Genomic DNA, 15,909 nt, shown 5'->3' with positions numbered 1-15,909 from the left:
ACTCCAATATTTATTTTTAAAATCCTGATACTTATCTACTAATATTTCTTTTACTGTTATTTTCTTATCTACCATAATACCTATATTTTACACACTTATCCACAACCTTGCAATTACATAGTTTCCTATAGAATAAAAAAGGGTAGGAAGTGGTTTCCGTCGGCTGGAAAATGCCTCCTCCAACCACTTCCTACCCTATGCCGACTCTATGCATTTACAAAGTATTATTTTCTATATTACTTCTCCCAAATTATTTTTCTTGTTTATTTATTTACTAGTATTTTCTTAAGAGCTTTCTTCTTATTACTTCGCATATTATATAGTTACATCTTTTTAACAGTACATTCAATTTATGAGTAGGTAAGAACTAAGAAGTAATAGTTATTCAAGAAATTCAGCCTAAAAGCTCTTACTCCTTATCATTTACCTAATATACAAATTGAAAGTTATATGCTAATACTCAGATTTAAATTCTCAGAAATTCTGCTTAACAGAATTTCTTCCTTCACTTTTATCTTTACTCTTTTCTCTTTACTCTTTAGTGGTGTATCTTGATATTAATTAGAAGTTGTCCACAATAAGCAAAAGACATAATTATTTAAGAGAAAAGTGAAGAAAAAATAATTTTGTAAATACTTTGTTAATAGTGTAAAACAACTATTAAGTGAATGTTAATTTAATATAATTAGGTTATTTTAGTACTTTTGATGTTTGTACATCTTATTTTTTATATTTATAATTAGTATGTTGAATTGTGTAAAAATCGCTTAATAAAATTTGATTACGGGAGATGAAAATATTGTTTAACTTTAAACCCAAAGACAACTTATTTTTTGAGCTTTTCACTGAAGGTGCACAGATTACTCATAATTCAGCTAAGGAACTAAGGAAACTTATGGATTCCCTCTCTAATCCAGATGAAACTTTAGAGGCTATAAGCAAGTTGGAGAATGTAGGAGATACTGTTACTCACAGATTAATTGAATATACGAAGAAGATGTTTATAACACCTTTGGATCGTGAGGATATATTCAATATTTCAAAAGAAATTGATAATGTAACAGATAATATCGACTCTGCAGCTCATAGGTTTATCATGTATAATGTACAAGCTCCCACTGAGGAAGCTATAAAGATTATTGATAAGCTTGTCGCCGCTACTGAGGATCTTGTAGCTATTATCTCACAGCTTAAAACTCTTAATAAGAACGATGACATGCTGGAAAAGATAATAGAAATTAACACTCTTGAAAACGAGTCAGACGTTTTATACAGAGATGCTATTACAAAATTATTCAAAGATCCAGAAGATTTGCTTTACGTAATAAAGTGGAAGGACTTGTATAAGTATTTAGAGGACAGCGTAGACTGTTGCGAGAAACTAGCAAATGAAATTCGAGGAGTTGTTATGAAATATGCTTAGTAGTATTCTTATCTTAGTAATAGTTCTTGCATTAACTTTCGATTTCATAAACGGCTTTCACGATTCAGCCAATGCTATTGCCACATCTATCGGTACCAAAGTACTTACTCCTTTGCAGGCACTGACTATGTCTGCTGTCTTAAATTTTATCGGTGCAATGATTAATACTGAAGTTGCTAAAACTGTAGGAAGCGGAATAATTGCCGATGGAGTCGCAACTCCAGAAATTGTTGCTTTTGCATTAATTGCAGCTATTATATGGAATTTGATAACCTGGTATTTTGCTATACCAAGTAGTTCTTCCCATGCATTGATTGGTGCATTGATCGGTGCTGCTCTTACTATGCGCTCAGCTGATTTATCTATAGTAAATTGGGTAGGATTTCTAAAGAAAATCATATTACCTTTAATCGTATCTCCAATACTTGGTTTTTCATTAGGTTTTGTCTTCATGCTTCTTCTAACTTGGATATTTCATAAAGCAACCCATGCTAAAGTAAACCATTTATTTAAAAAGCTCCAGATAGCATCCGCTGCTTTAATGTCCTATAGTCATGGTTCTAATGATGCTCAAAAATCTATGGGTGTTATAACTATGGCACTGTTAGCAGGTGGTTTCCTGAAAAGCTTTGATGTACCCTGGGAGGTAAAGATGGTTTGTGCTATTTCTATGGCCATGGGGACTATGCTTGGTGGTTGGAAAATAATCAAAACCATGGGCGTGAATATGATAAAACTTGAACCAATAAATGGTTTTGCTGCTGAAACTGGTGCTGCTCTTACTATAGAAACTGCTACCTTCTTAGGTGCTCCAGTCAGTACAACACATATAATCACCTCTTCTATAATGGGTGTAGGTGCATGTAAAAGACTTTCAGCTGTAAGATGGAGCCTAGCAAAAAGCATTCTAGTCGCTTGGGTGCTTACAATACCTTGTAGTGCTTTGATTGCTACAGTTATTGCAATAATTGCTAGAATTCTATAATTAGCTTGTTTACACAATTTAATGATTGATTGAACATAAAAAAAAACAAACTTTTCTGTAAATAAAAAGAGCTGGCAAATTAAGCCAGACTCTTATATAAATATTACAGGAGAAAGCTTGTTTTTTATTTGTTTTATAGGGCAGTAAGCTCCTGATACTTAGTAAGCAAATCTGCATTAGCTATATTCATATCTTTAACTGCCTCATCTACTTGATGAGTGGTAAAACAATACATCATATTTCCATGCATGGATTTATCCCATCTATTTACACCTATTCTTATATTACTTCCATCATCTGAAGATGATATCATAGCAAGTCTTTTATTATTATTAGTCATTAATTTTATCGTATTTAAATCATTTTTTCCTTGTATGATATAAACATTAATATCATTTTCTAACAAGCTTTGAAATAATGTTGCTAATAGCAATTGTATATTTTCATTATATAACTTGAAGAAATCACTGTTCTTATATTCCTCAGGTGTATATCTTTCTTTAGCCTCCAGCGGTTTTATTATATCGAGTTGTCTGGGTCTATACAACTCATCATTAAACTCTATGACATTCTTCACCATCATAACTGCATTCATTGCAACCTTCATCTCATTTTTATCTGCACCAAACCATTTTAAAGCATTTTCCATGTTTTTTATAACCCCATTTTTAAAAAGTTCACAAGCAGCATCAACAAGACAAAAACCAGGCGACAGTATGTCATTTAAATCCTTGGGGATAGAGACCTTCTCGGTGCTATCAACAATTTTGTATATGTCATCTATATATTCCATATATATACCGTCATAAGCTATTATATATAAAAACGCTTTTCTATTTACATTGTCATCCAATGGTAACTTTAGTTTTTTCGTTAAGTAAAAGTAGTTTCTAAGATGTCTCCAACTAAAAAAAGGATAGAGATAATTTTTTTCTACTGAACTTACAACAAAATCGTTCATTTTCACCTTTTCTTTATCTGCTCTTAATTTTACAGCATCCAAAACAATATCTTCAAAATATATGCTTGTTTGCTTTTTCATAAATATCACCCCTATAGTATTATTATAAAATCCATAGTGGCATTTTTCAATTTTTAATATTACAATAAGTTGTGTTTTATTAATATTTTATTTTGAGCATATTTTATTTATCACATCAGCAATATTTGCTTCATTTATAAGTATAATTATGAGTAAATTTTTATAAAAAAGAAATGTTGTGGCACTACAGAGATTAATCCGTTCATTAAGCACTTATAACACGAATTATATCTACTTAGCACCACAACATTTCCTATGCCCTAACTCTTAATATTCACAAAATACTTTTTATATTATTTCTCTAAAATCCTTATCTTTTTTGCATAACTACGTATCTAATTTTATTTCAAAGTTATTTATACATATATTCTCTTGTCCATGGAAGCTCATCTGCTAGTCCTTTTGAGAACATAAATTGATGTATATCTATGTTTCCACGATTAAATGAAGCAGCACATGCATTAAGATATAATCTCCACATTCTTATAAATGTTTCATCTTTCATTTTAACTACTTCATCAATTGAATTTTCAAAATTTCTTGCCCAGCATTCAAGTGTCTTGCCATAGTGTCTTCTAAGACTTTCAGCATCTAATAGATAAAATCCTTTATCACTTATCTCATTTACAAGTTCTTTAACTGCAGGAACATATCCGCCTGGAAATATATATGTATCTATCCATGTATTCGTTCCGCCTCTTTTTATCCCAGTTATACAATGAAGCATTGATATTCCTCCATCATTAAGCAACCTGTCAATAGCATCAAAATATTCAGTAAGATGATCCTTACCAACATGTTCTACCATTCCTACACTTACTACTCTATCGAACTTAACATCTTTTAGTTCTCTATAATCAATTACTTTTACATCTACTAATTCGGTAAGTCCTTCAGCTTGTATTCTCTCTTTTACTTTCTTATATTGCTCATCACTTAAAGTTATTCCAAGTGCTTTAACTTTATATTGTTTTGCTGCATTTATAATTAATTCTCCCCATCCACATCCAATATCTAAGAGAGTTTGTCCTTCTTTTAAATCCAATTTCTTTAGTATATGATTAACCTTATTATGCTGCGCCTGTGTTAGTGAGTCCGCAGCACTTCTAAAATATCCACAGGAATAAGTCATTGTGTCATCTAACCATAGTTTATAAAAATCATTACCAATATCGTAATGCTTATGGATGTTTTCTCTGCTATTTCTTATATTATTAGTTACTTTTCTAAGAAGCTTAACATATTTCTCACCGTTTTTTAAAAAGCTGTCCTTGTTATTATACAATGACTCTATTACATCCTGAACGCTTCCTTCTATGTCTATATCCCTATTCATATATCCTTCCCCGAAAGCCATAGAAGGATCATTTATTATCTCAGTTTTAGGAATGGGTTTATTAATTATAATTTTGAATTTACTTTCCCCTTCACCATACTTTTCAATATCGCCATCCCAATATTGAACTTCACAGGGATCAGAGAAAAGAGTTTTAAACATTTTACTATAAAACAACTTGTCAATACCCATAAAAATCTCCTTTCTAGAGCAGTATTTCTTCAATATCTGCCCAACAGTATAGACTAATAATATATTACATCAATTGATTTTAATTGTAAATATGGGCTTAACACCATATTAATTCAACAAAACCCATTATATGATACATTTTTGTCTTCAACAACTTTCATTTACACTTTTTTACATGTAACCATAACATCAAATAAATATAGATTCCAAAATAGCAAGCAAATTAAATTTTATATTTAAATGTAGTCTTTCACAAATCTTATGCAGCAAAGTTTTATCAATAACGCCTGATTAATTTGCTGTACAATGTATTTATAATTTACATAAAAATTTTATATATCCACATACTAATAATAATGAAATTAATGGAAGGTGATAAACATTGAACAAAAAAATAAGAAGAATAGCTATGTTAAATCTAAGCTTAATACTGATTTGTTCTACTAAAACTTATGGTACAATTACGCCTGAATGTGATTATGGTGAAAATTTGAAAGTATTTCAAGAGGAAATAAAAAATGATTCTCCAGGCGGTTACTATTCAAAAGCAATACATAAGTTTATACATGAACTTAATTTAGAAAGATCTGATGTAGATGAAGCAGTCAGATCAGGTAAAAATCTTTTCGATTTAGCTAAGGATAAAGGATATAATGAAGATAAAGTCAAAAAATCCATTATAAAATACTCATCAGAAGCTATAAAAACTGATTTATCAGAAGGTAAAATAACCAAGGAAACTGCTGACCAGTTACTGAAAAATGTAAATGACAGAATTTCAAAATGGGACGGTTCAATAAAACTAAGTGCTTGGAGAAAAGATAGCCGAGAGATAATAAATGAATTAGCAGATATAGAAGAGCTTGGTATATCAAGAGATGATATAGAAAAAGGCAGAAAGCAAAATCAGAATTTCTTTCAGATTGTAAAATCAAAAAAAGGATTTGACGAGACAAAAATTAAAGAAATAATAATCAAATCAAAAGAGGCTTCTCTAAAAGATATGGTAACTGATGGCAAAATATCAGATCAGAGTGCTGACCTTATTCTTTCTAAGTTAAAAGAGGATTTTTCTGACTGGGATGGAAACCTAAATTGTGTAAAAAAGAATTGTGACTGCGAAAACTAAAATTAATAGGGACACATCTCAAGCTTGTGTCCCTATTGCAAAAAGGCTGCCACTATTTATATTTTAAACTCTAATTAGTATAAAACTAATGTTTCTCTTTTATTAAATCACATATTATATTAACGTTGTCGATGTGGAGTTTTATATTATCGATAGCAGATTCATCTACTGCTGCTATAATTACTGTAGCTGGCCCGCAGGTTTTTCTTACATCTATACCTATATCATTTTTCATTGCTAGTCTTAACCCATTATTCTTTGCAAGCAGTTCTGCTTCAAAAAGTATTCCTTTAGAACCTACTGGAACTATCTCATAAACATTTGAGCACTTTAATAGATATTTTAAATCATCATAGCCCACAATGTCATTGTCATTTTCTAATTGTATATCTGCCCCTACCTTTGGAATCCCTACAGATATAATTTTGCAAGCATGTTTTATATTATTTATCTTTAGTTTCTTTTTCTCTGCTATGCCTACTGCTGTAATACCAACAGCGGTAGTGAAAGTCCTAAAATTTTCTTCTGTACTCCCCGTCAGAACTATATCGTTTATATGTGCTGCTGAAAGTTCTTTCTTAATCCCTTTTATCATTTCGTTACCCGTCGGTTCCATTTCACAGCATACTGCATTTGTCAATGTCACAATTTCAGCAGCTGCAGCCATAACTTCCATTATTACAACTCTTGACGTAAAACTAGCTACAAAAAAAGGAGAAACTTTTAATTCATCTTTCTCCTTTAATCCTATGGAACCGCAGCTATCACATGCAATAACAATGATCTTGTCATCTGAAATATCTATCAGCGTCAAATCTCTTACCTTACTTATATTCAATTCTTTATCTCCTTATGGTACTCTTTTATAAACTTTGGCAGAGCTCTATATACAACCTGAGCTAAAAATATATTAATTATAGAAACTAATGTCAATACAGGCATTGTCCCAATTGCTGCACCTAAACCTATAATAGGTGAAACTAATAAACATTCGACCGGTCCGTTCAGTATAGCGGCTATAGTTAGAGCAGCCATATTAGCAATTCCAAAGCTTGTCCGTTGCTCAAGAAAACTTTGAGTCAAAGAAAATATATACATGACTCCTGCCATACATATCATAATTATTACATGTACAGGTAATGTCAACGGGAATCCTGATGTAACTGCATCAAGTAAATGACCTACTGCACCTATTACCGCTCCATACATTGGCCCTAAAACTAGAGAACCTAAAAACGCGGGCATCGAATCAAAGGCCACGGTTCCCATTATTTTAATGTTTCCTCCAATAAAACTAAATGCTATAAATAAAGCCATAAAAGCTAATTTCTTATTCTTCATGTTAATCCTTTCATGATGCACTAAAATAAATTCTAAAAAAACTGGCTTGGATTTTTGGGAATTACAAGTGCACATATTATATATAGAGGAAGTGCAATTCCACCCATAAGTATTCCTACAGCCCATACTATTCTAACAATAGTCGGATCAATATTAAAATAGTCTGCTACTCCTCCACATACTCCTGCAATTTTTTTATCAGAATTTGATAAACATAATCTTTTATCCATTTTTACGTCCTCCTATATATTAATATATTTAATTATAATATAAATATTTCTTACAATCAATTAAACTAATATAAACAATCTTAATTACATTATAAATCAGTTGTCTTTTTTTATACTTAGTTAACAAATTGTACATCATCTGTACTTTTTTATTTGATAAATTATATATATAATAATATTAAAAAGGGTGATTCAAATGAACCTACGTGGTTACATTAATAAACTAGCTTATTATTTTAAAGATAGTTATGGTTTTGATATGCTGTCAAGAGTTCTATTCATAACTGGAGCAATACTATCTATTTCACATGTTACTGCAATTCCTGGTTTAGGCCTTATGGTATATTCCATTTGGAGAGCAACTTCTAAAAATCGATACAAACGATATAACGAATTAGCTTCTTTCCAAAGATTTACAGGTGCTATAAAAAGTAAGTACTCAAGGACTATACTTTCAATAACAGAAGCTCCTCGCTACAAAATTTTCAAATGCCCTACCTGTGGCCAAAAGCTAAGAGTCCCTAGACGACAGGGGAAAATAATTATTCAGTGTAAAAAATGTGGTAATGAGTTTAAAGGGAAATCATAATCGGATCTGCTTTAATAAACAGATCCATTTTCTTATTGATTAATATCAATTTCCATAATTTCAGGATACGCAAAAAATCTCAGCGGCATAGAACTTGTTCCCAATCCTTTAGTTGTTATTATTACAGTATTCCCCAGGTTATTCACCTGCTTTATGAACTTTTGACCATATTCGGACTCTGTAACAGGAGCGTATAACCCAAATAGTGTTATCTGTCCACCGTGATTATGCCCTGCAAATCCTATATCAAATCCCTTATTAAACTGCTGATATACGTCTGGATTATGAGATATGACTATATTCATTAATTCAGGATTTAATTGAAGTTTATCTACATCTACCTGACCCTCAAATAAATCATCTAGTCCGTGAATAGCAATACTTTGACCATTTACCTCTACTTCAACACTATTATTCTTTAAAACAACTATATCGTTAGCTATTATACTATTAAAAAATTGCTCTTTATCTTCACAAATATAATAATCATGATTTCCTATAACTGTAAAAGTTCTATTTCGCTTATTTAACTTTGAAATCTGGTTAATAAGTTCATGCATATATTTTTTATTGAGTTTCGAATTTCGCTTTATATCGAAATAATCTCCACCTATTAATATTATATCAGGGTTAATATAATTTATGCTTTCAATAATTTTCTCAAGCCGCTTAGGCGCATAAAACTTTCCATAATGTATATCTGAGATAAAGACTATTTTCATTTTTCCGTTATACTTCTTATTCGTTAACCTTATTTTAGTAATTCCGAATACCTGAGCTTCGAAAATAGACCATATAAGTGCTACTATGCCAATAATCAAAAGTACAAATAATATCTTCAATAAATCATCCTCCAAATAAAACATATACAAATATAATAACCTTACTGTTAGTAAACAGCAACAATATTTTTTGTTAAAAATGCTGAGGTCTGTCCCGCCTTTTGGGGACAGACCTCAGCAAAACTTGAAAATTATTATATTTTGAATTACAGTATTTCTTTTAAGATAGTAACACCATAAGGTTTTAATTCTAGCTTGTTCTCTATTTCATCATTATCTAAAAGATTTTCATATTTTTTATCTAATTGGACTACAGTCCTTCCATTATTAAAATTCATTACAAATATATAGTTATGCGCACCATCAGTCCTCAACTGTGCTGTTACACCTTCTGGAAGGTTAACATTTATTGATTTTCTAATTGATAAGTCTTCAATTAGTTTTTCATAAAATGCATCATTAAAATCTTCTTTGCATTTTGTAGCAATATAGTATGCTTTACCTGCTCCATAACTATTTACAGTAACGGCTTCTCTTCCTGCATAAAAATCTTTTCCGTATCTAGCAAGGACTTTAGCTGTTTCGGCATGTATAAGGTCACATAACTCGATAGAAGCAAATTCACCATTAACAGAAAGAACATTGTTCTTTTCAAATATAACTGAATTTTCTTCTTCATCTGTCAAAGCATCAATCTCTTCTGCCCATACTCCAAGAACTTTTCTTAACGGCCCTGGAAATCCACCCAAGAAGCAAAGATCAGTTTCATCTACAATTCCAGACCAGTAGGTTGTAACAAAAGTTCCTCCATTCTTGACGAATTCATCTATTCTTTCTGCTACACCAGGCTTAACCATATAAAGTACAGGGGCAATAAGAAGCTTATACTTTGAAAAATCAGAATCCATATTTATTACATCTACAGGAACTCCTTTTTTCCAAAAAGCCTTATAATGAGCTTGAACAGTCTCTTCATATTTCATACCACAGTTTCTTGGACCTTGAGCATCGTTTATTGCCCACCTGTTTTCCCAATCGAATATTATAGCTACATCTGGATTGATAGAAGTTCCTATCACCTCATCCATCTTCTTCAAATCTGCACCTACATCAGATACATCCTTAAATACTCTTGTATGTTCATGTCCGCAGTGATCTACTACTGCGCCATGAAATTTTTCGGAAGATCCTCTGCCTTTTCTCCACTGAAAATACTGCACTGTATCTGAACCATGTGCAACTGCCTGGAGAGATGCAAGCTCATGCATTCCTGGCTTTTTCAGTTTACTTACAGGCTGCCAGTTCGTCAGGCTGGGTGTGCTTTCCATGAGCATAAAAGGTTTTCCACCTTTAAGAGATCTATTGATATCATGTGTCATAGAAATATATGCTGCTAAATTAATATCATCTTTCTCATTATGCCATGTAGGATAGTTATCCCAGGATATTACATCTAGTTCTTTAGCCATTTCCCAATAGTTCAGGCCATCATACATACCCATAAAATTTGTAGTTACTGGTATATCAGGGTTTGCTTCTTTCAACGGTTTTATTTCATGTTTCATAAAATCAGTGGTTTGATAGGTTACAAATCTCTTCCAATCTAGATTAAGTCCATGCACACATGTCTCACCTTTAGGAGAAGGTGATTCTATCTGAGACCAATCTGTATAAGTATGGCTCCAGAAACTAGTCCACCATGCCTTATTTAAATTTTCAAGCGTTCCATATTTTTGTTTCAGCCAATTTCTAAATGTTTCCTGACAGTAATCACAGTGGCAGTCTCCACCATATTCATTAGATATATGCCAAGCAAGTAATGCTGGATGATGAGCATATCTCTGTGCTAACTTTGTATTCATTATATTAACTTTTTCTCTGTATACCGGCGATGTATAACAGTGATTATGCCTTCCTCCATGAAGATTTCTCTCTCTATTTTCATTAACTCTTAAAACCTCAGGATACTTAAATGACATCCAAGCCGGTCTTGCTCCACTCGGTGTAGCAAGTATAGCATATATACCATTCTCAGCTAGTTTGTCCATTATTTTATCCATCCACTCAAAGTTAAACTTACCTTCCTCTGGCTCATAAGTAACCCATGAAAATATTCCTACGCTCATGACATTGCAGTTAGCAAGTTTCATTAGTCTTATATCTTCTTCAATTATTTCTGGATGATCAAGCCATTGATCTGGATTATAATCTCCTCCGTGATAAAAATGTGGGAACTTTGAATTTATAGGTTCATACTTTTTAATCATAAAATCACCTCTATTTTTTATTTTTAGGTTGAAATTTATCAATTTATATTGTTATATTAATATTATAGTATTGAGTTAATTCATTATCAATTTTATGATTTTAAGATTTATATAAATATATTAAGGTGATGTTATGAGTAATATGGTTTTCCCTATAATTACAGATTTCGAATCAAAGCTTCCGGTATACCTTGGTGGTGTTGGATGTCATCATCCACAAGAATATGTTATCCGTCCAAAGGGCTACCCTTATCTCCAATGGATACAATGTATAAATGGTAATGGAGAATTAATACTAGATCAAAAGACAATAAAAATATGTGAAGGGCAAGGTATGCTACTGTATGCAAATATACCTCATGAATACTATGCCATTGGGAGCCAATGGAAGGTAAATTGGATATCCATAGGTGGTTTTGGAGCTGAAGATATGTTTAAAAAATCTTTATCTGAAAACTCAGGAGTATTTACAATTTCTAAACCTGATGTCATAGAGAAAGGTATTGAATTAGCCTTTGAAATGGCTATATCTGATAGATTAATGAAAAGCCTTGAGTGTTCCAAAATCGTTTATGATCTTATCGTTAATATAATAGTTAATGTGCTTTCAGATGAAGAAGAGCTCGTATTCAGCCAATATTCAAAATTAAAACCTATTTTCGATTATATAGATGATAATTATAATAGAGTAATTACCCTTGAAGAATTATCAAGTATAGCTAACTTAACTCCCCAGTATCTATGTACAATATTTAAAAAGATTAAGGGCATCAGAGTGTTTGAATATATAAATAGTGTGAGGATAAAAAATAGTAAAGAAATGATTTTAAAGTACAAACATATGTCAATAAAGGAAATATCATACAAGTGCGGATATGAGGATTCTAGTTATTTTTGTTCTATATTTAAAAAGCAGGAAAAAATTACTCCTGGAGAATTCAAAAAACTCCACGGGGTATAAAAAAGGGAAGGAAGTGATTTCCGTCGGCTGGAAAATGCCTCCTCCAACCACTTCCTTCCCTATGCCGGCTCTATGCATTTACAAAGCATTATTCTCTATATTTCTTCTCCCAAATTATTTTTCTTGTTTATTGGTTTATTAGTATTTTCTTAAGAGCTATTTTCATATTACTTCATATATAATATAGTTACATTCTTTTAGTAACACATACACTTTATGTAAATCCCCTAATTAGAGCAAACTCGGCTACACCTCAAACAATTCGCCATCTTAACGGAAATTTGCCTAAAAGACACGGATAATTGCTAAACTCACTCCAAATGCCTCCGTCGGATGTAACCATTTTTAATGCCCTAACTCTTAATATTTACAAAATACTTTTATTTTATTAATTCTATTACCTTTTTATCTTAATTCACTAACTTCAAAATATATTACTGTCTCTTTTTAACTTCTTCGTAAACACGCTGTACCGTTTTTTTATTTAGCAACCACCTTTTCTACTATTTAGTGGTGTATCTTGATATTAATTAAAAGTTATCCACAATTGGCAAAAACATAAATTCCTAAAAAGAAACAAAATTGATTCATAGGAATTCAGCACAGCTGAATTGTTACATTCGCCTTTCTCTTTACTCTTCTCTTCACATTGCTATCTTAACGTAGACTTGCTCACCAGATATACTTATGCTCTCAAGATGTACATCTTTTAGTTTTTCATTAAGCATATCATTTATATTAACTATTACCGAATTTTTATCTACCGTAATATGTTTTTTAGTAATACCTCCGCCAAATTCATTTACAAGTCCCATAAGCATTTTAATACCACCATTTGTTATAACATTAAGGTATATCTTACCATCTCTAAAACTGTTATATGAAAGGACAACTCTTATTGACGGAAAAAAAGGTCCTATTTTTATATTCATTTCTAACTGATTTTCATTAATTATAGATACTTTTTCAATCCTATCTTTATCATATTTTATGTTATTATTTACAAAAGCTAAAACTTCTGTCATTGATATATTTATATATGCCATAATTTATTCCCCATTCCCCTTATGATTACTCTAATACATAATGTGACAAAGCCTTTTGGACATTATAGATGCTTTTATCGCCCTTAAAACTTTTCTCTATTGGTAAATCTGCTCCTGAAAGCCATATTCTCAGTTCCGACTCCATATCAAAATGCCCTACCGTTTCAATGCTAAAATGTGAAATGCTTTTGTATGGTATGGAATGATATTCAACTTTCTTTCCTGTTACACCTTGTTTATCGATTAATATCAACCTTTTATTGGTAAATACATATAGATCCCTTACGATTGCATATGCTCTTTCAACACTTTCACCATCAGTAAGTATTTTTTGAAGTTCTTGATCTATTTTTTCAACATCTTCTTCAGCAGCATTTCCAAACAAGCCATCAAGTAATCCCATCTATACCAACCTCCAAAATATTATTACCATTATTATATAACAAATATTGTATAAATACACCATTCAAGAATTTTGAATTTATAAACTTCTATGATATAATGCTTTGTATACTTGCATTTATTTATATGCAGGGTATTGTTAATAATATAACTATACTTTTACAGTTGCACTTATATGCCAGAAAGGATTTATAATGAACTATATAATATTTGACTTAGAGTTCAATCAAGAATATATAGGGCAAAAAGATAATAAGAATTCCAAGTTTTCAACACAAACTTCCAAATCTAATCTATGCCCATTCGAAGTCATACAAATAGGTGCCGTTAAGCTAAATAAAAATTTAGATAGAATAAGTGAATTCAATGAGTTTGTAAAACCAGAATTATATACAGTTATGCATCCTTATGTGCAAGAAATCACCGGAATAACAATGTCTATGTTAAATTCTTCTGATAATTTTAAAGTTATCGGCAAACGATTTTTAGATTTCATATCAGGAAAAGAAAACATACTTTGTTCATGGGGTAATTCTGATATTCGTGAACTTAGAAGAAACATTGTATATCATAAAATAAGTAAAGATTTCTCGCCATCAAAGTTTATTAACATCCAACTTATGGCATCAAAATATTTCAATTATCCTAAAGGCACTAGTATAGGATTAAAGAATGCTGTGCAGCTTCTAGATTTGCCAGTAAATGAAGATTTTCATGATGCATTTAATGATGCCTGTTATACAGAATATGTCTTTAGAAAAATTCATAACAGCAAGATAACAATAAATAACCAATAAACTTAGATATTAGGAGATTAAGTAAAATGGAACATAATTTATTTGCGTATATTGGAACATATACCTCTAACGATTCTAAAGGTATTTATAAATTAAAACTAAATGCTGAAAACAACCTGGTATTAGATTCCGATTTAGCTGCTGCCATTGATAATCCTTCATACATAATAACTGATAATAATTGTAATTATCTTTATTCAGTTATGGAGTTACAAGACTACGATGGCATACCCGGCGGTGCTGTTTCTGCATTTAAAATTGATCATGAAACCGGTAAATTGGATTTAATTAATTCCAAACCTACATACGGTAAGGATCCATGTCATCTTACTCTAAGCAGTAATGGAAAATATCTTTTCGTATCAAACTACTCTAGTGGTTCTTTAACAGTTTTTAGAATGGAAAAGAATGGAAGCATTGGAGATAGAATTAATTTTATACAGCATACAGGCTCTGGTCCTAATAAAGATAGACAGGAAGCAGCGCATGTACATTCTTCAGCTTTTTCACCTGATGGAAAACATTTATGTGTAGTAGATTTAGGATGTGACAAGTTATTTATTTATGACTTCAACAATGAAGACGGATCATTAAAATATAATGATGAATTAACTTTAGACATTAGTCCTGGTTCTGGTCCACGTCATTTAGCTTTTCATCCTAAATGTAATTTTCTATACGTAATAAATGAACTTAGCAGTGAAGTAACCGTATTGAAATATGATTCCTCCACTTTCAAATTAAAGAAACTGCAAACACTTTCAACTATACCTCAAGATTACAACCATGAAAGCCTATGTGCCGCAATAAAAATTTCTCCTGATGGTAGGTTCCTATATGCATCAAACCGTGGACATAACAGTATTGCAATATTTAAAATCGAAAAAAATATAGGCACACTTGAATTTATTTGTGTTATCCCTACTGGCGGTGACTTTCCAAGAGATATAACTATAACTCCAGATGGTAACACTCTATATGCTGCAAATCAAAAATCAGATAGTATAACTGTATTTCATATAGATAAGGATACTGGCATACTTAAAAAGGATAGCGAAGATATATCTATTTCTATTCCTGTGTGCATTTGCTTTTGTGATTTTAATAAATAAAAAAAAGAAATGTTGTGGCACTACGGAGATTGATCCGTTCATTAAGCACTTGTAACACAAATTTTATGTAAATTTTCTAATTTGGGCAAACTCGGCTACGCCTCAAACACTACCCAAATCTTAACGAAAATTTGCATAAAATTTGCTGACAATTGCTAAGTTCACTCTATATCTCCGTTGGTTAAAGGCCTAAATGGCCTTTAACGGGTTATCTGCGAATGATAATGAGCGTGCTTAGATAACCCCGACTGTAAACATTTCCTATGCCCTGACTC

The 15,909-nt window shown here is 31.4% G+C and carries 16 protein-coding genes; 7 read left to right on the top strand and 9 right to left on the bottom strand.

What is annotated here, in order from left to right:
* The first annotated feature begins 799 nt into the window (after positions 1-799).
* Positions 800-1,423 (top strand): DUF47 domain-containing protein, encoded by a 624-nt coding sequence (locus tag CLORY_RS20870; protein WP_079428174.1) that lies wholly within the window; start codon positions 800-802, stop codon positions 1,421-1,423.
* The gene (locus CLORY_RS20865) at positions 1,416-2,408 is read left to right on the top strand and encodes an inorganic phosphate transporter (protein ID WP_079428172.1); all 993 of its coding nucleotides are present in this window, start codon (positions 1,416-1,418) and stop codon (positions 2,406-2,408) included. The genes CLORY_RS20870 and CLORY_RS20865 overlap by 8 nt, the downstream gene beginning before the upstream one ends.
* A gap of 133 nt (positions 2,409-2,541) precedes the next feature.
* Here CLORY_RS20865 and CLORY_RS20860 read toward each other — a convergent pair whose 3' ends face one another.
* Positions 2,542-3,450 (bottom strand): hypothetical protein, encoded by a 909-nt coding sequence (locus CLORY_RS20860; protein WP_079428171.1) that lies wholly within the window; start codon positions 3,448-3,450, stop codon positions 2,542-2,544.
* A 352-nt stretch (positions 3,451-3,802) separates the two neighbouring features.
* A complete protein-coding gene (locus CLORY_RS20855; RefSeq protein ID WP_079428169.1) occupies positions 3,803-4,978 on the bottom strand; it encodes an SAM-dependent methyltransferase in 1,176 nt (391 codons plus the stop codon).
* A 382-nt stretch (positions 4,979-5,360) separates the two neighbouring features.
* Between CLORY_RS20855 and CLORY_RS20850 the strand changes: the two genes are divergently transcribed.
* Positions 5,361-6,107 (top strand): hypothetical protein, encoded by a 747-nt coding sequence (locus tag CLORY_RS20850; RefSeq protein ID WP_079428167.1) that lies wholly within the window; start codon positions 5,361-5,363, stop codon positions 6,105-6,107.
* 85 nt (positions 6,108-6,192) lie between these two features.
* Here CLORY_RS20850 and CLORY_RS20845 read toward each other — a convergent pair whose 3' ends face one another.
* From CLORY_RS20845 to CLORY_RS20835, 3 genes are read right to left on the bottom strand one after another with little or no spacing between them, the layout of a single operon-like run.
* A complete protein-coding gene (locus CLORY_RS20845; RefSeq protein ID WP_079428166.1) occupies positions 6,193-6,945 on the bottom strand; it encodes an alpha-ribazole-5-phosphate synthase in 753 nt (250 codons plus the stop codon).
* Positions 6,942-7,448 carry an ECF transporter S component gene (locus CLORY_RS20840; protein WP_079428164.1) on the bottom strand — a complete coding sequence of 169 codons (507 nt, stop codon included), beginning with the start codon at positions 7,446-7,448 and terminating at the stop codon, positions 6,942-6,944. The genes CLORY_RS20845 and CLORY_RS20840 overlap by 4 nt, the downstream gene beginning before the upstream one ends.
* Before the next feature lie 32 nt (positions 7,449-7,480).
* Complete coding sequence (locus CLORY_RS20835; protein WP_079428162.1) at positions 7,481-7,678, bottom strand: PspC domain-containing protein; 198 nt, start codon at positions 7,676-7,678, stop codon at positions 7,481-7,483.
* Between the two features lie 196 nt (positions 7,679-7,874).
* Here CLORY_RS20835 and CLORY_RS20830 point away from each other — a divergent pair, with 196 nt between their 5' ends.
* The gene (locus CLORY_RS20830) at positions 7,875-8,267 is read left to right on the top strand and encodes an eL43 family ribosomal protein (protein ID WP_242954477.1); all 393 of its coding nucleotides are present in this window, start codon (positions 7,875-7,877) and stop codon (positions 8,265-8,267) included.
* 32 nt (positions 8,268-8,299) lie between these two features.
* On the opposite strand, the gene CLORY_RS20825 is transcribed toward CLORY_RS20830, so the two are convergent.
* Both CLORY_RS20825 and CLORY_RS20820 read right to left on the bottom strand, forming a co-directional pair.
* Positions 8,300-9,109 carry a metallophosphoesterase gene (locus CLORY_RS20825; protein WP_169911704.1) on the bottom strand — a complete coding sequence of 270 codons (810 nt, stop codon included), beginning with the start codon at positions 9,107-9,109 and terminating at the stop codon, positions 8,300-8,302.
* A gap of 146 nt (positions 9,110-9,255) precedes the next feature.
* A complete protein-coding gene (locus CLORY_RS20820; RefSeq protein ID WP_079428159.1) occupies positions 9,256-11,316 on the bottom strand; it encodes a beta-galactosidase in 2,061 nt (686 codons plus the stop codon).
* Positions 11,317-11,449: 133 nt separating this feature from the next.
* Between CLORY_RS20820 and CLORY_RS20815 the strand changes: the two genes are divergently transcribed.
* The gene (locus CLORY_RS20815) at positions 11,450-12,277 is read left to right on the top strand and encodes an AraC family transcriptional regulator (RefSeq protein WP_079428158.1); all 828 of its coding nucleotides are present in this window, start codon (positions 11,450-11,452) and stop codon (positions 12,275-12,277) included.
* A 644-nt stretch (positions 12,278-12,921) separates the two neighbouring features.
* Here the strand turns inward: CLORY_RS20815 and CLORY_RS20810 are convergent.
* Complete coding sequence (locus CLORY_RS20810) at positions 12,922-13,323, bottom strand: hypothetical protein (protein ID WP_079428156.1); 402 nt, start codon at positions 13,321-13,323, stop codon at positions 12,922-12,924.
* Between the two features lie 25 nt (positions 13,324-13,348).
* Positions 13,349-13,726 (bottom strand): PH domain-containing protein, encoded by a 378-nt coding sequence (locus tag CLORY_RS20805; protein ID WP_079428154.1) that lies wholly within the window; start codon positions 13,724-13,726, stop codon positions 13,349-13,351.
* 193 nt (positions 13,727-13,919) lie between these two features.
* Between CLORY_RS20805 and CLORY_RS20800 the strand changes: the two genes are divergently transcribed.
* Positions 13,920-14,522: a 3'-5' exonuclease gene (locus CLORY_RS20800; RefSeq protein ID WP_079428153.1), complete on the top strand. Its 603-nt coding sequence runs from the start codon at positions 13,920-13,922 to the stop codon at positions 14,520-14,522.
* Between the two features lie 26 nt (positions 14,523-14,548).
* Complete coding sequence (locus CLORY_RS20795; RefSeq protein ID WP_079428151.1) at positions 14,549-15,634, top strand: lactonase family protein; 1,086 nt, start codon at positions 14,549-14,551, stop codon at positions 15,632-15,634.
* Positions 15,635-15,909: the final 275 nt, after the last annotated feature.

The sequence above is a fragment of the Clostridium oryzae genome, from assembly GCF_002029235.1.
In the GTDB taxonomy this organism is placed as follows: Bacteria; Bacillota; Clostridia; order Clostridiales; family Clostridiaceae; genus Clostridium_AE; species Clostridium_AE oryzae.
The sequence above is the reverse complement of the archived record's forward strand: the minus strand, read 5'-3'. Positions and strand labels throughout refer to the sequence as shown.